The sequence below is a fragment of the Zooshikella ganghwensis DSM 15267 genome, assembly GCF_000428585.1.
Taxonomy (GTDB): domain Bacteria; phylum Pseudomonadota; class Gammaproteobacteria; order Pseudomonadales; family Zooshikellaceae; genus Zooshikella; species Zooshikella ganghwensis.
The window spans coordinates 17,823-43,538 of record NZ_AUAF01000003.1 but is presented as its reverse complement, the minus strand read 5'-3'; the positions used below and the strand labels follow the sequence as shown (position 1 = coordinate 43,538).

Sequence of the window (25,716 nt, the reverse complement as noted above, 5' to 3'; positions counted from 1 at the left end):
ATCGTATATAGGCCAGGGAGGGTCGAATGAGGCAAGTGGATGAAGCCCGGGTTAATGCATTTTGTGAACTTGTTGCAAAGGGCGAGCTACCTGAAAGAGAGCATACTATTGGCATTAAGGACACTGGATTATCTCCGCAAGCTGTCAGGGATATGTTTCATAGTCAGCTGCTGAGTCGACTGTTGGATTTGAAAGCTCGGCAAATGCAGCAGCAAGGTCAAGGGTTTTATACCATAGGCAGTGCTGGGCATGAGGGGAATGTCGTACTGGGGCAGTTGTTAGGGTTGCAGGACATGTTATTTCTGCACTACCGAAGTGGCGCGCTGTTTATGCAAAGGAGTAAATTACTGCCCGGCAGTACACCGCTTTACGATATGTTACTGGCGTTTGCGGCCTCTGCAGAAGATCCCATTGCTGGCGGGCGACATAAAGTGTTTGGCAGTTTGCCCCTGAGCATCCCACCACAAACCAGCACTATTGCCTCACATCTGCCCAAAGCTGTGGGCACAGCCTATAGCATTCCACTGCATAAACAGTTAAACAGCCAAGGGGTTTTAGCCGGAGATGCTGTGGTGATGTGCAGCTTTGGGGATGCTTCACTAAATCATTCAACAGCACAAGGTGCTTTAAATACTGCAGCCTGGATTCATTATCGGCATTTACCGTTACCATTGCTGCTTGTGTGTGAAGACAATGGCTTGGGGATATCCGTTAAAACCCCCACAGACTGGGTAGCCATGAGCTGTAAGCAGCGGCCAGGTATAAAATATTTCTATGCGGATGGTTTGGATATGCTTGCGGTTTACCAAGCATCCGTAAAGGCTATCGATTATGTGCGCCGATATCGACGGCCAGCATTATTACATTTGAGAATGGTACGTTTATATGGGCATGCGGGTTCCGACGCGCAAACCAGTTATTTATCATCCCAGGAGATTCAACGACAAGAGCAGCAGGACCCGCTGTTGTATAGTGCGCGGCTACTGCTCGATCTGAATATAATGTCAGCGCAGGATATTATTGCAGGCTGCCAGCAGCACTGGGAGCAAGTCTCCCGGGTTGCCGGTGAAGTCGTAAAACGTCCTAAATTAACCTCTCGGCAACAGGTGATGGCGACCATCACCGCCTGCGCGCAACAGAGGCCACTCCCAGATTTACCTTCTACAGCTGCACGCAAATCACTATTCGGCAATGAATGGCGACAGTTGAGCCAGCCTCAGCCACTGAATAAATTACTTAATTTTGCCTTGGCAGATCTGTTATTACAGTACCCGCAAATAGTGATTTGTGGTGAAGATGTTGGGAAAAAGGGTGGCGTTTATGGCGTTACCAGCAGATTGCAACACAAGTTCGGCCCAGCCCGGGTAATGGATGCTTTATTGGATGAGCAAAGTATTTTAGGACTGGCTACGGGCTTAGCCCATAATGGCTTTTTACCGATGGCAGAAATACAGTTTCTGGCGTATTTACACAACGCAGAGGATCAGTTACGAGGTGAGGCAGCGACATTAGCCTTTTTCTCTCAAGGACAGTTCACTAACCCGATGGTGATTCGTATTGCTGGTTTAGCTTATCAACGGGGCTTTGGTGGACACTTTCACAATGATAATTCACTTGCCGTATTACGCGATATTCCAGGACTGGTCATTGCGTGTCCCGCTAATGGTGCTGATGCGGTTGCCATGCTGCGCAGTGCTGTGGCCTATGCTTGGCAACAGCAACGAGTGGTCGTTTTTATTGAGCCAATAGCGTTATATACGACAAAAGATTTACATCAAGTAGGGGATAATTTGTGGGCTCAGGCTTATCCTGAAATTGGTCAAACCATCGAGGTGGGGGAGATAGGCGTTGATGGTAACGAGGCGCCTATTGCCATCATCACCTATGGAAATGGTGTGAGGCTGTCTCAACAAGCGATACGCATACTTGAGCAGCAGGATGGCCTGCCTATTAAGCTTATTGACTTACGCTGGCTGGCACCTATTCATGTTGAGGCACTAGTGAAAGAAATTCAGCACTGCTCTCATATACTGATCGTTGATGAGTGCCGACAAACAGGGTCAGTTAGTGAGCAACTGGTCACCTTATTGGTTGAGCACCTAAAGCCATTACCTGTCGTTGAACGTATTACTGCCGCGGATAGTTTTATTCCTCTAGGTGCGGCTGCGAATTTAGTGCTTCCACAGTGTGATGAGATTGTACAACGAGTACGACAGATGTGGCACACATACTCAGGCACTGATGAAAATGCACCTTCCACTCATTCAGAGCTGACCGCTGGAGGCGTGGCATGAAAAATTCACAAGCTGCAGTCAAAACAGCTAAGCAAAAACAAACTGCAATTGTGGTATGCCCAGGTCGGGCCAGTTATCAGCGCACGGACTTGGGCTACTTACAGCGCTTTCACGAACATCAACATGGGTTAGTGCATGAGTTTGATAAAAATCGGTTACAGCATCACTTGAAAGCCATTAGCGCCCTGGATCAAGCAGAACGTTTTCAGCGGCCATTACATAACTCGGGAGAAAACGGGGCGGCCTTAATTTATGCCTGTAGCTACGCAGACTTTTTAGCGATTCAGCAAGATCAGTTTGATATTGTCGCTGTGCTAGGCAACTCCATGGGGTGGTATACCGCGCTAGCAGTCGCTGGGGCATTATCTCCAGTGGCTGGCTTATCGTTAGTGACCACTATGGGGCGGTTAATGGATCAGCAAGGGAGTGGGCAACAACTGATTTATTCCTGGGTAGATGACCAGTGGCACTATCAGCCTGAAGTACGCTCCAAAGTTATGGCGACTATGCGTGAAATTATGCAAACCTATGAACAGGCAGAGCTGTATATTTCCATTGAGCTTGGTGGATATTTAATTCTTGCCGGGAATGAGCTGGGTATCCGTTTATTGGCGCAACAGTTACCACCTCAGCCGGGTGGCTATCCCCAGATTATTGCTGGACATGCGGCGTTTCATACTCCATTGATGCAGACAATATCCTCTATTGCGTACCAGCGGTTGCAGGCGTTGCCCCTTAAGCCACCCGCAACACCATTAATTGATGGGCGAGGACATCAATGGTTGCCTTGGGCAACCAGAGTCGATGAATTAATGCAGTATACGCTTCAGACTCAGGTCACAACACCCTATGATTTTAGCCGTAGCCTTGAGGTAGCGGTTAAAGAGTATGCACCTGATCGCATTATTTTATTAGGACCGGGGAATACCTTAGGGGGGCCTGTTGCTCAAGTCCTTATCCAACACCAGTGGTATGGTTGGCAGAATAAACAACAGTTTACACAGCACCAGGCTCAACAACGTAGCTTGGTTTCAATGGGGTTAGCTGATCAGCGGCTCACAGTGACAGGTATGCAACCTCATGTGATTGAACATTTATAAATGTATCAGAGGCAACTTACCGGGTAATTGATGTGACTAATTAGTGTGACTAAGTAAGGGATTGTAATTTCTTTAGTGGGATCAACACAGCATTGTGATAAATGTCTAAACATGGGTTTGACCATTGATCGTTTCACCATGTATGTTGCGCGCCGGCATACTAATCTAACGTACTAATCCGGTGGTTTTAAACGCCGGTAATTGTTAACAGAGTAGGTCGTTTTCATGATGCTGACTCTGTCATCAGTAGGTTAATTGTGACTGTCAGCTGCTTTCCAGTTTGAGATGCTTATGTCGCGGTGAAGGCAGTGAATCAGATTTATTTTTATCATGTGGAGAGGCAATCAGGAATGAAGAAGTTAACTGTAATGGCTGCATCTGCCGTATTTACAATCAGTCTTTCCGGTTGTAAATTGGATGAGTTGAAATCAAACTCGCTGGCATCTGATGCGTTGGGAGATGCAGTGTCCGCTATGACGGTTACTGAAGCGGAAGTAATTGATAGTGCTCGATTGTCTGCTGCCGAGATGGATAAAAAAGTCAAAGTGGCACCTGCTAACAGTAAGTACCAGCAACGGCTCAGTCGTCTGGTGAGCAAACACCAGACTGTTCAGGGTGTGACATTTAATTTTAAGGTTTATGAGAATGAAGAGTTAAACGCATTTGCGATGCCTGATGGCACTGTTCGCATTTACTCTGGACTTATGGACAAAATGAATGATCAAGAGCTACTCAGTGTGATCGGGCACGAGATTGGTCATGTGATTCTTAAACACTCATTTAACCAGTACAAATCAACCCTGTTAACCTCTGCAGCACGTAAGGGGTTATCAGCATCTGGCGGTAAAATTGGCGAGTACGCACGATCTGAAGCGGGTGAGTTAGCAGAAACCTTTGTTGGTGCTCATTTCTCTCAGGAAGACGAGTTAGCGGCTGATACCTTTGGTGTGAAGTTTATGAAACAAAATGGCTACAACGCGAATGCCATGGTCAGTGCTTTCCAGAAACTGCAGCGCTACTCAGGAGAAGGTGGTGGTTTCTTCTCAAGCCATCCGTCAACCTCTGAGCGTATTGAAAAGATAAAAGCTCAGCTGTAAGCGTTTTATAACACTAAGCTGTGGGTATAATCAGCCCATGCCTTAGTGGTTAAAAAATAAGCTCAAATGTTTTGGCAAAAAGCCAAAGTCATAAGAAAACGAGATTAGCCAGAGTATGATGACCTCTGGCTGATCTGGTTCTTAGTGACATTCCGCGAATCCTTCTTCATCGTGTTTTAATTGAATACGTACAGTGCCTATGTGACACCGTGCGAGTATCTGATTACACTTCACTTCTATTATTTTATTGATATGCACATATCCTCAATGTATATGCCTGGCATTTTGCATCGAAGTAGCTATGTGCAGTGATTTAGCTAGCTTGCGGAAAAACATGTTAGATCCAAAAAAATACACATTAAAACGAGCCCTCAGACCTTTTTCTTACAGTGTGGCCATTATTACCTGTGGGTTGGGGGTGTTACTCGCCTATCGTGATGGCTTGGGTGATGATCTTCGGGCGATGGCTGTGATGGTTGCAGGCATATTGCTACAGGTAGCTGTCAACTTATTAAATAACCACAGTGATCGGACATTATGGGAGCAGGCTAGTGTTAGCGAGTATCCTCAAAAGCTACAGGTGTTGTCGATTATTCAACAACACACCTTATGGGGGGGGGGGGCTGCGGGTATTGCGGTATTAATTGGACTTTGGCTCACTTGGCAAGTGGGGTGGGGGATACTGCTGTTAGGTGCCGTTGGTTTAGTGGGCGGTTATGGCTATACCGGTGAGCCGATTAACTATAAGGCTAGAGGACTGGGTGTACCCTGTGTTTTCTGGTTAATGGGCATATTAATGGTAGCCGGTGCGTATTATGCGGTGGCTGGCGAGTGGAAGTATACGGTAATGCTCGAAGCCATTCCTGTGAGTGTGCTTTCTGCTTTGTTGTTATTGAGTAATGAAATTCGTGATATCGATGTTGATGAACAGCAAGGTATGCAAACCCTGACCGTCAGGTGGGGTCTACAGTGTAGCCTTGGTCTTTACTACGGATTATTGCTGATATGTTATGTCACGAGCGTGCTTATGTGGTATTGGGGCAAGTTGCTTACCGTATATTGGCTGGTTGTCCCCTTATTATTGTTACCTGGACTCCTGACTTTACTTAAAAAGGAGTTGAAAGATCGCTACCAGTTGCCACCAAAAACAGGGCTGTTTTTTTTGGTCTTTGGGGTGGCTTATAGTTTGGCACTTTATTAGGGTTAACAGGCCCTAGGCTCTATTAACTGGCATAAGACAAGTGAAGACTTCGTTTGAGAAGCTCAACGGCAGTAATAATGGTATTTCATATTAATAACATGGCGGTAGGGTATGGGTGAGGTGGGTAAGGGTATGGCAATAGCCTTACGCATTTTTGAAGTCACAATAAGGCATTAGTGTGAGTGTTATTGTAAAGCCGTTGCTGGGCAGTTCACCCATTCAATTGATACCTGTAAGGAAGTCAGTGCAATGCTTTGGGATGTCGTTGCTTTAATTTGGTTACTCCTGGCATGGGTTGGTTATAGTTTTTTTGCTAAGTTTCAGGGGCGAAGGCAGCAGTGTTTAGCGAAAGTTTTACACCGTTACCGACAGCAGTGGGCAACCCGAATACTGCTGCGAGAGAATCGCATTGGGGATGCGAGCATTACTGCAAACCTAGAGCGCAACGTCACGTTTTTTGCCTCAACCTCTATCTTAGTGGTAGCAGGATTAGTGACAGCGTTTACGGCCACCGAACACGCCATATTAGTGCTATCAGATCTGCCTTGGGTTTCGGCACCCTCGCGCAAAGCCTGGGAGTTGAAAATTATGGTGCTGTTAGTCATCTTTGTTTATGCCTTTTTTACCTTTACCTGGAGTTTGCGCCAATATAACTTTGCCTCTGTGTTGTTAGGCAGTGCACCATTGCCTTCGGAGTCGGATGTAAGTGATCAGGAGCGAAGTAACTATGGGTTACGGTTAGCTAAAGTACTGTCGTTGGCGGCGAATCGGTTTAACTATGGACTGCGGGCTTTTTATTTTGGCCTGGCCACATTAGCGTGGTTTCTGAACCCTTGGTTTTATATGTTGGCAACCATACTGGTGGTGATTATCCTCTATCAGCGTGAATTTCATTCAACCGTGTTAAAGGCAATGGTCATTACTCCCTTAAAAGCTAAGGTGTCAGTCTCACCAGAACATTAGAGTACGGTTAATCAGTAAAACAGCTCATTTTAACAGACAGGTCATGTAGTATAAGCCTGGAGTAACGAGTGGAGTGCTGAGGGGCGTAATTTATTTCAGATCACTATGTTGTGATCTGTAAGGGCTGAGACAAGCTATTCACTTCCTGTTTGAGTGTGATAAAGTTGGCAGCCTATTTTATTGACGTGCTGGTCATTATTTTGGTTGTCGAAGAATTTATTTTGTATACCGCTTTGGTGGTTTTCGCTTTAAGCTTACCTTGTCTTTATCATTTTATTTGGCTGCAAAGTGGGCAGGCGCTGCTGAAGTGTCTGGTGGTGCCAGTATTAGCGCTGGAGTTTGTCTGGCGTTACTGGGATAGATTAAAGGTCATTATGCTGGTGCAAGGCATTAGTTTGATAACCGCCGCAGTAGCGCTGCATAATATGCAGTTTGCTGCGCCAGCAAAATATGCCGCCATCATTGCACCTTTGCAGATGGGGTGGGCAGGTACCCAGAATGAGCCTGATACCATGCTCGCACCTGTCAAAGACTGGCAAGCGGAGCGCCAGCAGGCGCTACTACATTTACCCATGATGGGGACCTTAGATAATGAGCCTTTTAGCCCAAACTATATTGAGTGGCGTAAAGGTCAGCTAGTCATTGCTGAGCGCCAGCAAGTCAATGATATTGTGCCACTTCGCGAGTTACGCATTACCTTTCCGGATAGCAAGCTAGTGATGGGACGAATGTTAGATGTGCGTGATTATCCATTGGTTTTTTCCCAACTGACTCGTCCTGCTGATACGAAAAGACCTTCTCTGAAAGATCATTTAGCCAAACCTCATAGCTTTATGCTGCATGCGACGCCTCGTTTTGTAACACTGGATTTATACCTCAATGAGCAAACCCGGTTACGAGGAACCTTACCGTGGAGCGAGGGTTCGAGCCAATTACCCGTTGAAAAGCCATTATTAACCATGTCTCCCCTTGAAAAATAAAAAAACTCCCCCATCTTGCTGTCAATTGTGAATTCCGAGGTAGCTCGGAGTAAGTTCAACGTCTGTGGAAGGTCAACAGCACATGACAGTAGAAACTAAAAAGGAAACACTTGGATTTCAGACAGAAGTAAAACAACTACTTCACCTGATGATTCACTCCTTATATTCCAATAAAGAAATATTTTTACGTGAGCTGGTTTCTAATGCTTCAGATGCCGTCGATAAATTACGTTTTGCTGCGTTAGACAAATCGGAGTTACTCTCTGATGACCCGAATTTAAAAATTCGCATTGAGTTTGATAAAGAAGCCAAAACCATCACCGTGGAAGATAACGGTATTGGGATGACACGTCAGGAAATGATCGATAACCTTGGTACGATTGCAAAGTCAGGTACTGCCCAATTCCTGCAGTCGCTTACAGGTGATCAAAAGAAAGACGCACACTTGATTGGTCAGTTTGGAGTAGGCTTTTACTCTGCATTTATTGTCGCTGACCGGGTTTCAGTAACATCTCGTCATGCCGGTACTGAGGAAGCTACTTGCTGGGAGTCTGCTGGAGAAGGTGAATTCAGCATTGAACCAGCAGAAAAAGAGGGGCGTGGTACTAAAATTACCCTGCACTTAAAGTCTGATTGTGAAGAATTTGCTGATGGCTTCCGTCTGCGTAATATTATTCGCAAATATTCAGATCATATTTCTTTGCCTATTGAAATGGTGAAAGAGGCTGCACCTGCAGGGGATGAAGAAGAAGAGAAAAAAGCTGATGATGTGGTTGAATACGAAACCGTTAATACGGCAACCGCATTATGGACGCGCCCACGTAATGAAATTACCGATGAAGAATATAAAGAGTTCTATAAGCACATCAGTCATGACTTTGATGAGCCTCAGACCTGGAGTCATAACAAAGTAGAAGGTAAAGCAGAATATACAAGTTTGCTTTACATTCCAAAGCGGGCACCATTTGACCTGTGGAATCGTGATGTACAACGTGGTTTAAAACTGTATGTTCAACGTGTCTTTATTATGGATGACGCTGAGCAGTTTTTACCTTTGTACCTCCGTTTTGTAAAAGGTACGGTGGATTCTAATGATCTACCACTGAACGTTTCCAGAGAAATCCTCCAAAATAATCCGAAAATTGATAGCATGCGCGCAGCATTGACTAAACGTGTGCTTGATATGCTCAGCAAAATGGCTAAAAAAGAACCTGAGCAATATGCTGAGTTTTGGAAAACATTTGGTCAGGTACTGAAAGAAGGACCTGCTGAGGACTTCAGTAATAAAGAGAAAATTGCCAAACTGCTTCGTTTTGCTTCAACGCATAATGACAATGATGAGCAGAATCAATCCCTTGAAGACTATATTAGTCGTATGCCAGAGGGACAAGACAAGATTTACTATGTATTAGGTGAAAACTACCAGGCAGCGAAAAACAGCCCTCACTTGGAAATTTTCCGTAAGAAAGGGATTGAAGCTCTGGTACTTTATGATCGTATTGATGAATGGCTTATCCAACAACTTATGGAGTTTGATGGTAAGAAATTTGTTGACGTTTCAAAAGGCGATCTTGATCTAGGTAAGCTTGATTCTGAAGAAGATAAAAAAGCCATTGAAGAGGCAAGCAAAGAAAAAGCAGATTTAATTGAAAAAATTAAAGACGTTTTAAAAGATGAAGTTGAAGAAGTTAAACTGAGTCATCGTTTGACAGACTCTCCTGCTTGTCTGGTGCTGAGCGAGTATGACCTGGGTATTCAAATGCGTAAGGTGATGGAAGCTGCTGGGCAAAAAATGCCTGAGTCCAAGCCTACCTTTGAAATTAATCCTACTCATCCTTTAGTCGAACGTCTTCATGATGAGCAGGATGTTGATCGTTTTAATGACCTAACGAAAGTACTCTTTGACCAAGCAAAATTAGCGGCCGGTGGGCAGCTGGAAGATCCTTCAAACTATGTACACCGTTTGAATAAACTGCTGCTTGAAATGAGCCGATAAAGTAATAGCTGAACGTCTTTGTTTAGCTTATTATCCTGTTAAAATCATTGAGTAAAAAAACGCCTGCTGACAACAGCAGGCGTTTTTTTTAATAAATTAGTGTTAGCAAGCCCTAATTTAGTCAAAGTAAAAATAACCAACGGCTGGATAGTGATCAGAAATATCACTGTAATAGCCATCATGATATAACTGGTCATTCCATTTGCCTGCTAAGTAATGCCAATACCACTTGGTATCAGCTTTAGCTTTAATAATTTCCATATAATACTGAATAGGCTGTTGATAATGCTGATGATAGGCAACATAGTCTAATGTGTCGTCATAATTCAGATCGTAGCCATCATAATAAGCCCCCGCTTTGGCAACCCAGTTTGTTGCTGCAGAAAAAGAGCCTCCATTAAAATTATAATTAATAGTGCATTGACAGTGATCTATCATTTCAAGGTGTTTTTTGGGGGTATTTTTGTATTCGACATTGAAGTCGCCCGCCAGCACAACAGGGTGAGTAGGGGATATTTTAAATTGTTTCAACCAACTATTAATTTCACTAAATTGCTGCATTCTAATGGTATGTGCTTTTTCAACATACTTTTTATAACTTGCTTGAAGGTGGGTGCCAACAATATAACGAGGTTTACCATTTTGGGCGATTTTTATTAGGACAGCCCCTTTATTAGAAAAATAATCCGCCGCCTCAAATAATTTGCTGTAATGGGTAAAAACATAGGCATGTTGTTCGAGAATAGGATAACGGCTTAAAATAAATGTTCCCCCTCGAATGATAAATGGTGAATTACTGCATCGACCTTGTATTGTCTGCCAATTTGAGCGATCTGTAGAGCAGTGTTGGCCTACAATAGGTGTGGCGTAAGGATAAATATCGGCCAGTGAGTGAGTCAGTGTTTGATAGGCATCATCGGTAAATGCTTCGTTAATAATAAGTACATCTGGGTTAACAGATAGTTGACGGATAGTATTGGCGGTATTTTGTAAACGAGCAGTTTGATCCCAGTCTTGAAATGGTAATTGCATAATATTGTAACTCATCACAGTCAGTGATGTTTTAGCGTGAGAAGAAAATGAAAATAAAACAATAGCAGCCAGTAGCAAATATTTGCTTAGGTTATACATAGTTTAATGTCCCATGCTAATGACCTATATTTTTTAGTGAAAATATAGGTTTTTATGGAGTGATGTTTTTATTGTTTTTGTTTTTTATTATTCTTGTATATTTTTGTTGTAAGTATGTTTTTTTATTTTGTGTATACCTAAGAAAGCTCATTCAGTATTAGGGCTGAGCTTGGTATGTATTTATTTCTAACAAAGGAGTATGACGAAAGTTTAACAGTTAAGTGAAAAAAGTGATTTTTAAAAGATTTTCAGCTCGATGAGAGTAATTAATTTTTTTATTAAAAAATGAAAAGGTTTTAAACGTTTGTTTTAATTGTTTGCGCTATCCCTCTGAACCAAGCAGGGCAATTGCATATAATTTTCCATTAAAGAACCTGTAAAAGTCTATAAAATACCCTTTGAGCACGCCGTGACTCCTTCTCTGGAGGCCCCTTATACCAGAATAGTTGTCACAAGGAAGTAGCTACTATTTATAGTTTGGGGAAGTTTAGAGAGGCTATTAATGACTAAATTGTTTCATGACTTCATCTAATGTAAATGAATACTGTTTTAGGGTAGGGGTATAATATTTTGAAAAACTTTTGAAGTCGATTTTATCCCACTGTTGACCTGCAAAGTGGTGTAAGTATGCATCAATATTCGCAGCGGTGATGATATTCATGTTGGAACGCATTGATACACTATCATCCGCAAAATCGATACCATTAAAATAATCATGTATGAGAATCACGGACCACGCACCATCCATAAAATGACCACCAATGGTAGCAGTCATTTTACCTTGTTGAACATAAGTGAGTCCTTGTTTAGCCCAATCAATACCTCCAGTAAAGAAGTTTTTATTGGGTATTAGTGCTGGGTCAACTGAAGAGAGAGAATCGATAATACCTATTGACATCAGGTCACTGGCCGCCCAGGCGATATTGACTTCAGGATAACGCTTATAGAGTGTGTGAAAATGTCGGGCTGCTAGTTTAGGTTCCCAGTTGGCATGTACTATTTGTTTTAATACCGCACTATTTGTATATTCAAGTAAAGCGCGTTTTAGGCCTTTATTACGGGCTATAGAAGCTGTTGATACATTAATACCTGAAATACCAATCAGTGTTGCTTTGCGTTCAGTATTATGTTTACGTGCAGCATCAATTAATGTTTTGGCAAGTACATAGCCAGCCTGTTCATCATCAGGTAAAAGTTCACCTAGCCATAAAGGGTACTTTTTTCTGGGAGGACCAATTTCTGAGGCTACATCTTCAGATAATCCGCCATTAAATAAAAAAACCGGTGTTTTTTCCTGTGAGGACAGTTTAATAATATGGTGGGCAGTTTTGCGAAAATTGCCAATTAGCACTATATCAACGTGATCCTCCTGTGCAGCATGTAAATAGTATTTCATCATATTTTCGCGCTTACCATGTGCATAGTAAACCTTAAGTTTCATGCCTAGATCATTGCAAGCTGCGCGCATAAAATCTTCAACAGGTCCCCAAAAGGCATCACCAGGTGCGCGAAAGGAAATGAAGGCAATACTTGGAGTAATATGGGCTGCTCTTAAATAAGATGAAGCGAAGGCTGCAAAAACAAGAAAAAAAAAGATGATGCCTTCAATAAAAAAGACATATAAAGGTGAGTTGATAATATATTTTAACAAGTAATCAATCTCTCATTGACGATCTTATTCTTTATACCCTTCATAGGTTAGAGGTGCCCTATAGGTTCACAGTATAGCGTATAGCATATGAATGCAGCGTTGCACGTAATAGTGTTGTGTATTTGTGTAATCGATAGCATTGAAATAGCGTGGCGTAATTAATTAGGTTGTACTACATTTTTGGTGTGATTAGCGCACATTTTTAATGGTTCTATGTTAGGGCCTGTTAACACTATTTGAATCACCACTGCCGTTTAGAGTTTTATGATAAATCGGTTTTATCACCCTCCGGAAGCCAGTCTACTTGAGCCTCCAACAACTAGTCCTGAAAAGCAGCACTCAGTCCCCTGGTATGCGTTACTTGGAGCTTTGTTTTTACCTTCTCGCTTTTTTAAAGTTTACTCAATGTGTCGTTTTCCTAAACTGGTATTTGTGGCGAGTTGGTTGCTGGGTATGACGGTTATGGTTGATATTATTAACCGACAGATGCTTGAAATTCAACTGGGAGGGCCATTTAGCTACTGGCAAACCATTATGACACAGTGGTTCTGGTATTGGTTGTGTGTTGCGGCTGTAGGGCTACCGATTGGTATTATTGTATTGAGTCTAGGGTGTTATTGGATTAGATGGGGAATAATTTTTTGTGGTACTCACTTAAAACCATCTTACTCAATAATGGCGCAAACATTTGCCAAAGAATTATTTATTTTGCCTTCACTAATTACTTCATTACCCATTATGCTGCTCACGATCTATGAGAGCTGTCATTATTCTATGTATATCGATGCCTGGGCGCATCCGGTGTACATAGTTGAATATGGATTGGTCGTGTTACCTGCCTGGTCTATTTGGATAACCTATCAAGGCGTACGGACGTTTTATAGGCAGCAAGGCTGGCGTGCAGTGTGTTGGTTTTTGGTTTTACCTGGGTGTTTTTATTTAAGTAGTTTATTTGCCATGTTAATGATTACGTTGCTCCAGATTCAACCGGAACGTTTGCCTTTTCAGACGGTGCTTTTTCAGATGGTACTTTGAGGACTGTCGCATATAAAAAAAGTCTGTGATGATCAGAGATTATACTCATACAATGCTTGAATTCATTTGTTCCTCCCGTAGCAGAAGACCCTCTTTGGGCTATACCCTCATCTCGCTTAAATAACAGTAATAGCTCACTATATTTTAAGGGCACTACAAAGGCTGGATAATGGCCGCTGAATTGTTTGCCGAAAGGAAGCGACAACTATTCTGATATTAGGGGTCTCCAGGGAAGAGTTTACGGCGTGTTCGAAGGGTATAAAACACTGTTTTCCACTTACTCTTAAGAAAATTAATTGAATAATTATTCATTTAATTTTTCTGAATACCTATCTTGTCTTTGCCTATACTACTGAAAACTATCGATGTCATTTATCAGTACAGCAATTTATTTTTGATTAGTCTGTAAAGAATTGCAGTGCTGTTAGCGTGTATTAGCAAATATTAGTAGTAATTTGAGTAGTCACACGATGATCGTCATGCTGCGCAAGGTTAACGCAGTTATTGCCATTGTAGTTAGCCTATTGAGCTGGACCGGACTAGCGATGGCAGGTCGTATCGATGAAACGACACGGGTTGTGCACTTTGCTGAAGTGAATGGCCTGTTTCCTGCTTTTGAGCTGTTGTCCCTGGAACAATTTCCTCCCTTTCCCAAAAATGCTGATGTTACAGAATTGGCTACCTGGATACCTTTACTTTGCCAGCAGTGTGTATTGCTGGATGAAAAAGGTCAGGTACGTTGGCTGGCTGTGCATGGTCAGCCTGTTATTAGTATTGAGCCGTTATTAGGACTGCAACATCTTGAAGGATTACAGTTAGTGGGTGTTGGTCTAAACCAGTTAACCATTCCTGCAAGTTGGCAAACCTTAAAAGTATTAGAGCTAAATGATAACCCTCTACAAAGCTTGATAGGTTTGGATAATTTGCAACGCCTGAGTTATTTGAATATTGCTGCCACTTCAATTAACGCTTTACCTGGAATAGAGCAGTTGAGTCATTTACAGTTTATTGGCATGGAAGGGACTTCGTTAACGATGCCTTTACGTCAACAAATAACACATCAACTGTTAAATAATTTACTGCAGCAAGATGATAACGCTGAAGCATTGGTTCCGGGTGAGTGGGTCGCATTTAGCGAAGGGGACGCTGTTATTATGTTGCTGGAACCCAATCAATATTTTGCATTAGCTAAAAAGAATAAACCATTGCTGTGTGCACCCAGTGATGTGGTGTTATCGGACCACCATTATTGTACTTACACACTGAAAGTCGATCGCGCTCAGCCTGAAAGCAGACAGCAATTACTTCATGTTGTTGAATGGGATGCTATGGGCAATCAAAGACAGGAATTTCAGTGGTCTATTAGTCAGTTAGGTCAGCAGGTTTTACAGCTTAAACTTGAACTGCCTGATATGAAGCTTACTCAGGTTCTCACATTTCATCGTCGGCAGCGAGCACACCGAAGCCGTGAAATTTTTAATAGTAAAGTTATGCTTGCTGAAGAACAAAAAGTGTTGGCGGAGGAAGCCAGTCAGCGCCAGCCAGGGGATGCTTATTTAATGATTAAACTGGTGGGAGATAATGGTCAGGTATTGCGGCGGCGTCCCTTTAAGCTTGAGGTGGTAGGAGAAACCTACGAAGGGCAGACAGATAACGAAGGATATGCGACTTATCACGTCCCCTGGCAAGCTTCTCACGGTACATTAAAAGTGTGGATTAATCTGGCTGAGGATCAAACAACTTCACTGGAGGTGCCATTACGGTCTGTGCCTGCAAAACGGCCAACGCCAGACTTTCTCGCTAAAGCATTAAAGGGTGATGCTGCTGCGCAGTTTCAGCTCGCTCAAAGTTATCACTATGGTGGCTACTTTACGATTAACAAGCAGGATGCACGTCACTGGTACGAAAAGTCAGCAGAGCAAGGTTGGGTGTATAGCCAGCTTGCGCTTGCAGAATTTTTTTTGAAAGCTGATCAATTAGAAAAAGCACTTTTCTGGGCGCAGTCCGCTTGGCAGCAACATCAACATCCAGAGGGGGCTTACTGGGCAGCGATGGCCCAGTATCAGCAACAACAACAGTGGAATGAATCCAGTATTCAGCTGTTAAAAACCGCTAGTGATAAAGGTAGCAGTCAAGCAGCACTGCAACTGGCTAAACTCCAGCTTACGAAGCAGGTGGCAGGTACCTGGGCAGATACTGCTAAATTGTTACAGCATGCGATTAAACTAAACCCCCAGACCGCTGAGGCCTATTGGCTTTTGGCACAAGGCTTATGGCAGGGGCAAGGTGGACGAAATCAAGAAGTAGCAATATTTCAATTAATGCTGCGTGCTGGGCGGACGGGTTGGCTTGATGCGCAACGGTGGCTGGGTATGAGTGCTTTGGCAGGGTGGGGGCAGCCACGAAATATCGCCCAAGCAACCTTCTGGCTGACAAAAGCCGCAGCTCAACAGGATAAAACCGCTCAACAATGGCTGGCAGACTTACCTGTTCTGGCATCTGACCTAAAACCTGAAACTGATAGAGACTTTCAACAACGTTTGTGGTTGCTTTGGGGGCTTCGTTGCTGGTATGGCATCGCAGGGGAGCATGATCTGCAGGCTGCACAGTATTGGTTTGAAAAGTCGGCAGAGCTGGGATCTGCACAAAGTTATTATTATCTTGGTCAGTTACACCAGCAACGGGATCAAGCCTTTGAAGCCTATCGCTACTTCCAGTATGCCGCGCGAGAAGGGAACAGTGGTGCGATGCTAAAGCTGGCGGATCTTTATTATCAGGGTATACAAAGCCAGCATGGTGCATTTTTGTTAGCACCACAGCCACATGAAGCCTTACGCTGGTATCAAGAGGCTGCCAACCTGGGTGAAGCTAAAGCACAATTGATACTTGCCCAATGGTATGAACAGGATGAGAGCTTGCAAGGCTCTGCGAGCGACATTATTCACTTATATTTACAAGCTGCAGCACAAGGTGAGGTGGCAGCACAATATGCACTATGGCGTTGGCTGCAATCGGGTAATGAAACAGCTGTTGTCTTGATTCCTGCTGAGCTAGCCCGTGACTATTTACAACAGGCAGCCAGCCAGGGACATCAAAAAGCGCAGAGGGCACTGGGCCAATACCTTATAGCAACGGGACAGCCCCAACTCGCTGCAGATTGGTTAGAGAAGGCTGCTCACCAAGGAGATGCCCAAGCGCTATTGGATTGGCTGTCAGTTACAGCCAGTGATAAGCCATTAGCTGAGCAGTTGCTTTCAACCTTGGAGTCATCCACCAGTGCGTTGTTACGTATCGCTGCGGTTGAAGCAATAGGGATGCGTGGTTTTTCTTCTGTGGCAGACGCGTTAACTGCCTACTTGCCTGGTGCAGATGACGCATTACTGACTTCTATTATGGCAACACTCCACAAGCTGGATCAAAAGGTGGTAGTTCCAGCACTGGTCAGCTTACTCCAACAGCATGAATTATCTAAAACGCTCAAAGCCTTGATTATTGATCATTTAGCGCTGATGAAATCGCCTGAAGCGGTTAAAGGTTTGGCGGCTGTCGATGGACCGTTAAGTGTTTCCGCATTATTGCAGGTTGCAAAGGCCTATGCCGAAGGTGCTGTTCTAGAATATCAGCCACAAAAAGCAATTGGCTACTACCGAAAAGCCTTTGCCCTAGAACCCAGGACTAGCCATGACGCAATGAAACCCTGGGCGGCATTATTGCATAGTGATGCTGAAGATAACCTTGAGTCAGCCTATTGGCTGGCTGAGTTACTTGCGGTTGATGATTCGCTGCTGGTTGTATCTCCGCAGCAGCTGTTAGTGCCACCCGTATATTGGTGGCGTCATGCAGCACTACAGGGACATGCGCGCTCAGCATGGGCATTAGGACAGTGGTTGCTGGAAAAAGGCGATCGGTCCATGGCCAGGTATTGGTTAGCGAGAGCTGCAGAGCAGGATAAACAGTGGCAAATACCTGCATTACAGTACTGGTTACGCAGCCAGGATTATCGAGTGCAACAGCAGGGGGTTGCACAATTGCAGGCGTTGTTGACTCAAGAACCAGATCTGGTTAAGGAGGTTGTCGCTGATTTGTTGATTGAGGATAAACAAGCGGTTGTACCACCCTATAGAGCATTTTTATTGGCACAGTTTTATCAGTTAGGGCTTGGCGTAGAACAGGATGTTGACCTTGCTGCCCACTGGCTAGTCAAAGCCAGTACTGGCAATTGGCCTCCTTCTGATAACAAGGATAAATGGCAAGGGTTACTTAGTTCATTACAACAGTGGCAGCATCAACAACAGATACCCAATCAACCAGCACCGCGTGCACAAGCTGTGCAATTGGCAGCAGCAGGTAATACAGAAGCCGTTCGACTGCTTATTGCTCATTATCAGCAGTATCAGGATCCAGCAATGAAAAAGCTGGTGAATTTATGGCAGCAGTATTTATCAGAGTTAACCACCACTCAACGGCAAGCCAGTGATAATGATATTGCAGCCCAGCGGCAGCTGGGAGATTGGCTGGAGCAAAGTGCCAGTAACGAGTATGTTTTGCAACAGGCATTGCTTTGGTATACCAAAGCAGCCCAACAGCAAGAGCCTTATGCGCAAGTCATGGCCCAGTTGCTATCTATCGTGTTAGAACCGGGTCCTTTTGAACCTCTGGATAGGATTCAACAGCTCGCTAATGAACAAAGTAATCCCTATGCACAGCGTGCTTTGGCATTACTGTTTGCTCGGCAGCATAATCTGTTTTCACCTGGTCGGTTTTTGCGGATTGATGTTCAGCAAGTATTGGACAATATGATACTTGTGATGCAGTCAGACCCTGATTTAGTGATACCTTCACTATTTCCCGTGATTGAGCAGGCTTATCGTCGCTGGCGTCAACAGCAATCAACACAAAACAATTCTGATCCATATTTTGAAAAGTTATGGCATTTTTGGCATCAACAGTGGGAGCAAGGACAAGGGGCCGCTGCTTACTATCTGGCTCGATTAGCATGGCAGGACCCAGAACAGGGTAAAATGCCATGGTGGCAGATTATTGATAAAGCATTACCTCAGTTACCTGGTGGATTATTATCAACAGCCTGCGAGTTTTTTAGTCACGCGGCCTTAGATGCAGATCAATCACTACCCGCAGAAGCAATCATCAGTGCGTGGACTGTGTGTCAATTGGATTTGCAAATAGTTGCCAAAGGACAAGAAAAAGAAGTGACCAATACACAACAAGTCGACACGAATGTTGAGGGTAAAAAGGTTAAACCGGATAGGAGCAGTGAGCATTACAAAACATCCTTAGAAAAACCTATGGATGAGGACATGTTAACCCTAGCAAAGGCTAAGCTGGATGCTTTAAACCAGCGTATTACTTCCTATCAGCAAACACGACAGCAGTGGCCTGATTCCCCCTCATTTTTTACCGTAGAGCAAATGCCGAATCAATCAGCACTCCGTTGGTATTGGCAACAGAAGGATCAATCATTTTCTATGTTGTGGCAGCAATTAGCGCCTGTTCAGGTAACACGCAGCCATCAAGACGCACTGTGGATTGCTAGCAAACAATTAAAAATACCAGGCTCTGCGAATTTATTGCAGTGGCTTCAACATAAAGACGCTATGCCAAGTCAGTTTAAATTAATTTTTCAATATAATGGTTTACTGCATGTGGTAACCATTGAACAAGAAAATATACCTTTAGATTGGCTATTAATTCCTCTGTCGTATTTATCACTTGATAAAACAAAATAGTCCTAAAAAAGGTTCCAGGGAGCGTCATAGCAGGCTAACTTGTCTTGGCAGGTTTGTGCTAAAAACCAGTGACCTTCTTTCGGTGGGCAGCTATAACTTAAGCGTTTTTCTTGCCAGTTAAATTGTAAAGCGTAAGCATGAAGATAACAGCGATCAGCGGATTCATGGTTTTTGGGAGAGTAACGAGGATCACCTAAAATAGGTGCACCAAGGCTTTTTAGCGCAACTCGTATTTGATGCGTTTTTCCCGTGAGAGGATGTATAAGGCATAAACGTTTTCCTGGTAAAAAACCCGTACTCACAAATTCGGTAATGGCAGGATTGTGTCTGGTATGAAGTAATTTCCAGTTTCCATTACGGGTTTTTGTCATATCCCCGATAACTTTTCCTTGTTTCTTTTTTGGGCGGCCAGTGGTAATAGCTAAATAATATTTGGTTATTTGTTGATCACTAAACAGACGACCAAATATTTGGGCTGATGGCTGATTTCGTGCTAACACTAATAGGCCAGAGGTGACTTGATCAAGTCGATGAACCAGCCAGAGCGGTGCCTGACAGCCAACATGTTGCTGCACCAGAGGAATAATACCCGGCTGCTCAGCAGTTTGATGAACACTGATGTTGACAGGTTTATAAATAACGTAAAAATCAGGGTGTTCTGAAATAATTTCAAGCATGCAGTAATGACTCGTTAACACTTAATAAAACTCGACTCGGTAACAGCAAAGTACTTGCTCCAAGGTTTTAGCTGGCGATATAGGTAATGTCAATACTCGAGAAGTATACCCTTCACGAAAAATTTCTAGGTTTTGTTATCTTTTCTCCTCACCCCAAGCACCTATTAATATAGGCTCATGGGGTTTCGTTACTCGATGGCTGCACCTAAAAACCATTGGTATTGGGTATATAGCCACTAGGAGTGGTTTTTAGTGTACGTTACCCATCCTTTGTTTTACAGCTCATAAACCGAAATATCATTTGTGATTATTTAAGCGTGATTGGACGATCGCAAAAAGTAAACTGGCAATGCTTGAATGGGTTTGTGAAACGGCTGCTGGGAGTACTTCGTTTTAGGTATAATTTTTTTCTTTTGAAAGAGGTACACAGAGTAAACTTTTTTCGGGAACTTTTAACAAATAAGCAAATCTACTAGTATCAATATTAAAAAAATATGCTAAAATCCTAAGTTATACCTACACTTGTAAGGAGGTCTTTATAAGAGGTATTCAATCATAAATATTATAACTCTATATCTAACAGCCATAGTCAGGGTAAAGACGATAAGGGTTATAATTGACTAAGGAGTGATACTATGAACAAAACGAATGCTAATGTTATTTTTAACCTGCTAAATAAAACTGTACAGTTTGTCAGAGATATAACCTACTGGATGGTTGCCCCTGTCCTTTTTACTGGCGCGCTAGCTGCACTTTCTGCGATCCAGATGTCATAAGTTTAGATGTTGTAAAAGGTTCAGTTGTAATAATTGTGTTATCTACGGCGAAGAATTATCTGTCTTTCGATGTATTTTGCTTATGCTGATATCAGTACTGAGCTGAAGTACACCTTTTGATAAGTCCTTTTTAGTGATTAGTGTACTTCAGTTAGCAGTCAGCTAAATGCAAAGGCGCTCTCTAGGCGGGAGCTAAATGTTTACCTAAAAAGCCGTGATAAAGCTCGCTTTCCGTGATGTAGCCAATAATTTTATCTGCACCTACGACAAAAATATTTTGTCGGGTTGCATTTTTTATGGCAATAATGTCTTGCATTGGCGTATCCAAAGGGATGGTTGTTGGTAAGCTTTTCAGTTGCTGTATTGAGTGGCCTGGTTGCCAGTGTTGTAAATCCAGCTTTTTTCCTTCTTGGGTAATATAAGCCTGTTGGAGCTTGTCACCATTCACGATTAATTGGCTGTAATGACCATTATTGATGGGGACAGCTTCTTTCTCAGATACCTCATATTGTTTCATTAGTGTATTAGCTTTTAATACACCTAAAGGATTCGTATTTGAGACAAAGCTACGGACATAATCATTCGCAGGATGAAGTATAATTTCTTCTGGTGAGCCATGCTGTACAATACAGCCATCTTTCATAATGGCAATTTGTGTTCCTAGCTTTAACGCTTCATCCAGGTCATGACTTACAAAAACAATGGTTTTTTGTAATTCTTCCTGAAGGGATAATAATTCCTCTTGTAATTGATGACGAATTAATGGGTCCAGAGCCGAAAAAGGCTCATCCATTAATAGAACGGGTGATTCTGACGCTAAGGCACGTGCTAACCCAACCCGTTGTCGCATACCTCCCGATAATTCATGAGGAAAAGCATTTTTCCACTCAGTCAAACCAACTAACGACAGTTGTTGTGAAATGCGTTTAATTTTTTCTTTTTTACTTATTTTTTGTAAGTCTAAACCAAAGGCGACATTTTCAGCGACAGTAAGCCATGGCATTAGCGCAAAGCTTTGAAAGACCATTGCAATATGATGCATACGAATTTCGCGTTTGAGGGCTTCAGAGGCTTCACTAAAGTTTATGGATTGTTGCTGGTAGTCAATTAAAATTTCGCCACGGGAAATGGTATTGAGACCATTAAGGCAGCGGAGCAGGGTAGATTTACCTGATCCTGATAGCCCCATTAGAACACATATTTCCCCTTTTTTAATCGTCAGGTTGGCTTGTTGAACACCTGTAATCAGGCCTGTGGTTTGTTGGATTTGTTCTCTGTTATACCCTTGATCAATTAGGGGAAATACTTGCTCTGGTCGATCACCAAAAATGACATCGATATTTTTTAACGTAATCATATACTCAGGTTCTATTTATCTATTCGCAATGATGGCTATTACCTTCTTTGAGGTGATGCCTTCATGATGTTTGTGTGACCGATTCTTGTTTGAAAAGACGGTCTAGCAGGATAGCAATAAGCACGATGGCGAGGCCAGCTTCAAAGCCTTTGGCGATATCAACCGTGTTCAGTGCTCGAATGACAGGCTTGCCTAAACCATCTGCTCCGACCAGTGCGGCAATAACCACCATTGAAAGTGACAGCATAATGCATTGGGTAATACCTGCAGCAATACTTGACATTGCGGCAGGAAGTTCAACTTTATACAGTAACTGTCGTGGGGTGCAGCCGAATGACTTTCCTGCTTCTATCAATTCTTTGGGTACTTCACTAATCCCTAAATAAGTAAGGCGGATTGGTGCGGCTATTGCGAAAATAATTGTGGAAATTAATCCTGGCACCACGCCTAAACCAAAGAGTGTGAGTGTTGGAATTAAATAGACAAACGTAGGAATAGTTTGCATCAGATCAAGTAGTGGGCGTAATAATTGGTATAACCAGGGGTGGTGTGCTGCATATATTCCCACGGGTGTACCAATGAGTACACAGAAAAAGGTTGCGTACAGCACCAATGCCAGTGTGGTCATGGTGGCTTCCCAATACCCGAGGTTGAGAATAAGTAACAATGAAAGCACCGCATAGATGACAATACCTACTTTTCTGTGAATGAGGTAAGCCAGCCCAGCGATTAAACTAATGAATATGAGGGGAGGAAACCAAAGTAATAACTGGGTTAAGGACTCAATCAACCACTCAAGGGTGATTGCCGTGTAATCAAAAAGCCAACTAGCATGTTCAACCAATAGGTCAATAAAATCTTCCATGTATTGACCTAGTGGAATTTTATAGTCAGTAATAATGCTCATACGTTTAATATACTAAAAGTGATATAGAAATTCCCATTAAAACGTTTTTTTTTAACTTTTCTTCAGCGACTGGGTAACGGCATTGTGGCCAGGTTTTCCATCAACTGTTTTAATGTTTTCCAGCCACTGGGTAAGCACTTTTGGATTGTTTCGAAGCCATTGCTTTGATGCTTCTTTGGGGGATAATCCCTGGTTTAAAATGCTATCCATGACCGCATTTTCCATTGTCAGGGTAAACTGTATGTTATTGAGCAGCTGTCCAGCGTTAGTACACTCTTGAGCGAAGTTCTTTCTGACATTCGTGTAGACTTCAGCGCCGCCTAAATTTGGTCCGAAGAACTGATCACCGCCAGGTAAATAAACTAAATCAAATTGTGTATTCATTGGGTGTGGCTCCCAGCCTAAAAAAACAATCCATTTTTTTCTTTTTACGGCACGTTTAACTTGTGAAAGCATACCTGCTTCTGAGGATTCAACTACTTTAAACTCGCTTAGTTTAAAGGCATTTTGGTCAATCATATCTTGAATTATGCGATTACCATCGTTTCCTGGCTCAATACCATAAATACGTTGTTGGAATTTATTGGCATATTTAGCAATATCAGCAAATGACTTAACGCCTTCTTTATATACATAGCGGGGGACAGCTAATGTATATTTTGCCCCTGTTAGATTTTTGCCTAAAATGTCTATGGTGCCTTTTTTTCGGTAAGGGGCGATATCATTTTCCATGGTTGGCATCCAGTTACCTAAGAAAACATCAATATCACCACTGGCAAGTGACTTATAAGTAACAGGTACCGACAGTAGTTTGGTTTCAGTTTGATAACCCAGCCCTTCCAAAATGACGGAGGTAATGGCAGTGGTGGCGGTAATGTCAGTCCAGCCGACATCAGCAAAACGAATAGTCTGGCACTGATTAGCCGCAATGCTAAGGGATGAAAAACACGTCAAGCCAGTGATAAGTAGTGAGCGTAATAAATTCATAAGATCCTCTTTTATAATTTCCCCTCAAACCTGTTTTAAGATCACACTGTTTATCTGTCCCCCATCAGGAAGAAACGGTTAGCGTGAAATTTGAGGGGCAGCATCGTCATGCTGATTTAATTAACGTTGTTTTGTTTTATAGTGTGGATGCTCCCAAACAGGTACAGGTGTTGTTGGAAGCAGGGGACCACCTTTTATATGATCTGCACACTTTTCAGCGAGCATGATGGTTGGTGCATTAAGGTTACCACTGACAATACTTGGCATAATTGAGGCATCGACCACTCGTAGACCTTCAATACCGTGTACCCGCGCTTCTGAATCAACTACAGCAAGCGGATCATTTTCGTTACCCATTTTACAAGTGCAGGAAGGGTGATAAGCACTATCCGCATACTGCCGTACAAATGCATCTATTTCTTCGTCGGTTTGAGTCTCAGGACCAGGACGAAGCTCTGCACCACGAAACTCATCAAAAGCCGTTTGCTGGAAAATTTCGCGGGTTAATTTAACCGCTTGACGCATTTCCCACCGGTCACGTTCGGTGCTGAGATAATTGGGCTGAAGGATAGGGTGATCAAAGGGATCTGCTGACTTTAAGGTAAGATAGCCTTTACTTGTTGCCCGCATAGGCCCTACATGGACTTGAAACGCATGACACTCTGGATCTTGCCGACCGTGGTCAATGACCTGTGAAGGTAAAAAGTGGAACTGTAAATCTGGGTGGCGTACACCCGCTTCGGTACGAATAAAACCACCGACTTCTAAATGCGCTGTTCGGCAGGGCCCCCAATCATGGTTAGCAAACCATTTTACACCAGCAACGGTTTTACCTGGTTGTGAGGTGTATTTGTAAAGGGTAACAGGCTGTTTACAGGCATGTTGTATGTAAAGTTCAAGGTGGTCTTGTAAGTTTTGACCGACACCTTGGCGGTCTTCAACAACCTCAATACCCAACTGATGGAGTGTAGTTGCTGGACCAATGCCAGAGAGCATCAGTAGTTGTGGTGAATTAATAGCCCCAGCACTTAGAATCACTTCGCAATTGGCTTTTACTTTGATTGTTTTACCTTTTTGTAGGTACTCTACACCAATCGCCTTTTTACCTGAAAATAAAATCCGCGTGGTCATCGCACCTGTTTCGGTTAATAAATTAGGGCGCTCCAGTGCCGGGCGGAGATAAGCTTGAGCTGTACTCCAACGCTTACCTTCTTTTATGGTCATGTCCATAAGACCAACCCCTTCCTGCTGATAACCATTCATATCTTCAGTAAAAGGGTAACCGGCTTGTTGTCCTGCTTGAATAAAGGCATTAAACAGTGGGTTTGGCTCATTACCCGTGTGAACATTGAGTGGTCCATCGTTACCACGATAATCATCACCACCTTTTTCTCGGCTTTCTGCCTTACGAAAATAAGGGAGAACATCAAAGTAAGACCAGCCAGAGGCACCTTCTTGTTCCCAGCGATCGTAGTCAAAAGCATGTCCACGAATATAAACCATGGCATTTAAAGCTGAACCGCCTCCCCAAACTTTACCGCGAGGCCAGTATAATTTGCGGTTATTCATAAAGGCTTGCGGTTCAGTATGATAATACCAGTTGTATTTATCATCATTGAGGTTATAGGTGAGAGCTGCAGGCATGTGGATTTTCCAGGTATCATCTTTACGGCCCGCTTCTAATATTAGAACACGACAGTTTTCGTCTTCAGATAATCGGTTGGCGAGCACACAGCCCGCTGAACCTGTACCTACAATGATATAATCTACGTCTTGATCAAAATGCATAGTAATTTTTATCCTTTACACCTTGTACA

The 25,716-nt window shown here is 43.1% G+C and carries 17 protein-coding genes; 10 read left to right on the top strand and 7 right to left on the bottom strand.

Translation table 11 applies throughout. The features are described 5' to 3' along the window. Positions 1–26 precede the first annotated feature (26 nt). From F607_RS27660 to htpG, 7 genes are all read left to right on the top strand, one after another. Positions 27–2,294 carry a thiamine pyrophosphate-dependent enzyme gene (locus F607_RS27660; RefSeq protein ID WP_084611057.1) on the top strand — a complete coding sequence of 756 codons (2,268 nt, stop codon included), beginning with the start codon at positions 27–29 and terminating at the stop codon, positions 2,292–2,294. Further along, a complete protein-coding gene (locus tag F607_RS0101325; RefSeq protein ID WP_027706593.1) occupies positions 2,291–3,394 on the top strand; it encodes an ACP S-malonyltransferase in 1,104 nt (367 codons plus the stop codon). The genes F607_RS27660 and F607_RS0101325 overlap by 4 nt, the downstream gene beginning before the upstream one ends. A 350-nt stretch (positions 3,395–3,744) precedes the next feature. After that, the gene (locus tag F607_RS0101320; RefSeq protein WP_051310660.1) at positions 3,745–4,491 is read left to right on the top strand and encodes a M48 family metallopeptidase; all 747 of its coding nucleotides are present in this window, start codon (positions 3,745–3,747) and stop codon (positions 4,489–4,491) included. A gap of 334 nt (positions 4,492–4,825) precedes the next feature. Continuing rightward, on the top strand, positions 4,826–5,692 hold the full coding sequence (locus F607_RS0101315; RefSeq protein WP_027706591.1) for a prenyltransferase: 867 nt from the start codon (positions 4,826–4,828) through the stop codon (positions 5,690–5,692). 249 nt (positions 5,693–5,941) lie between these two features. After that, entirely contained in the window at positions 5,942–6,655 is a 714-nt protein-coding gene (locus F607_RS0101310) for a DUF599 domain-containing protein (RefSeq protein WP_027706590.1), read from the top strand. Between the two features lie 149 nt (positions 6,656–6,804). Then, on the top strand, positions 6,805–7,635 hold the full coding sequence (locus F607_RS0101305) for a hypothetical protein (RefSeq protein ID WP_157365350.1): 831 nt from the start codon (positions 6,805–6,807) through the stop codon (positions 7,633–7,635). Positions 7,636–7,717: 82 nt separating this feature from the next. After that, positions 7,718–9,631, top strand: a complete 1,914-nt coding sequence (gene htpG, locus F607_RS0101300) for a molecular chaperone HtpG (protein ID WP_027706588.1) — start codon at positions 7,718–7,720, stop codon at positions 9,629–9,631. 117 nt (positions 9,632–9,748) lie between these two features. Here htpG and F607_RS0101295 read toward each other — a convergent pair whose 3' ends face one another. After that, positions 9,749–10,762 (bottom strand): sphingomyelin phosphodiesterase, encoded by a 1,014-nt coding sequence (locus tag F607_RS0101295; RefSeq protein ID WP_027706587.1) that lies wholly within the window; start codon positions 10,760–10,762, stop codon positions 9,749–9,751. A 499-nt stretch (positions 10,763–11,261) separates the two neighbouring features. Further along, positions 11,262–12,413, bottom strand: coding sequence for an ABC transporter substrate-binding protein (locus F607_RS0101290; protein WP_027706586.1), 1,152 nt, complete (start codon positions 12,411–12,413; stop codon positions 11,262–11,264). A 264-nt stretch (positions 12,414–12,677) separates the two neighbouring features. Between F607_RS0101290 and F607_RS0101285 the strand changes: the two genes are divergently transcribed. Both F607_RS0101285 and F607_RS0101280 read left to right on the top strand, forming a co-directional pair. After that, entirely contained in the window at positions 12,678–13,448 is a 771-nt protein-coding gene (locus F607_RS0101285; protein ID WP_027706585.1) for a hypothetical protein, read from the top strand. Positions 13,449–13,918: 470 nt separating this feature from the next. Next, on the top strand, positions 13,919–19,195 hold the full coding sequence (locus F607_RS0101280; RefSeq protein WP_027706584.1) for an SEL1-like repeat protein: 5,277 nt from the start codon (positions 13,919–13,921) through the stop codon (positions 19,193–19,195). 2 nt (positions 19,196–19,197) lie between these two features. Here the strand turns inward: F607_RS0101280 and F607_RS0101275 are convergent, their stop codons facing one another. Beyond that, positions 19,198–19,872, bottom strand: a complete 675-nt coding sequence (locus tag F607_RS0101275; protein WP_038289546.1) for a TIGR01621 family pseudouridine synthase — start codon at positions 19,870–19,872, stop codon at positions 19,198–19,200. 635 nt (positions 19,873–20,507) lie between these two features. Between F607_RS0101275 and F607_RS33925 the strand changes: the two genes are divergently transcribed. Then, the gene (locus F607_RS33925) at positions 20,508–20,648 is read left to right on the top strand and encodes a hypothetical protein (RefSeq protein WP_157365349.1); all 141 of its coding nucleotides are present in this window, start codon (positions 20,508–20,510) and stop codon (positions 20,646–20,648) included. Between the two features lie 181 nt (positions 20,649–20,829). On the opposite strand, the gene choV is transcribed toward F607_RS33925, so the two are convergent. From choV to betA, 4 genes are all read right to left on the bottom strand, one after another. Beyond that, positions 20,830–22,005: a choline ABC transporter ATP-binding protein gene (choV, locus tag F607_RS0101265; RefSeq protein WP_027706582.1), complete on the bottom strand. Its 1,176-nt coding sequence runs from the start codon at positions 22,003–22,005 to the stop codon at positions 20,830–20,832. A gap of 61 nt (positions 22,006–22,066) precedes the next feature. After that, positions 22,067–22,912, bottom strand: coding sequence for a choline ABC transporter permease subunit (choW, locus tag F607_RS0101260; protein ID WP_027706581.1), 846 nt, complete (start codon positions 22,910–22,912; stop codon positions 22,067–22,069). A 51-nt stretch (positions 22,913–22,963) separates the two neighbouring features. Beyond that, a complete protein-coding gene (locus F607_RS0101255) occupies positions 22,964–23,899 on the bottom strand; it encodes a choline ABC transporter substrate-binding protein (protein ID WP_027706580.1) in 936 nt (311 codons plus the stop codon). 120 nt (positions 23,900–24,019) lie between these two features. After that, on the bottom strand, positions 24,020–25,687 hold the full coding sequence (gene betA, locus F607_RS0101250; protein ID WP_038289542.1) for a choline dehydrogenase: 1,668 nt from the start codon (positions 25,685–25,687) through the stop codon (positions 24,020–24,022). Positions 25,688–25,716: the final 29 nt, after the last annotated feature.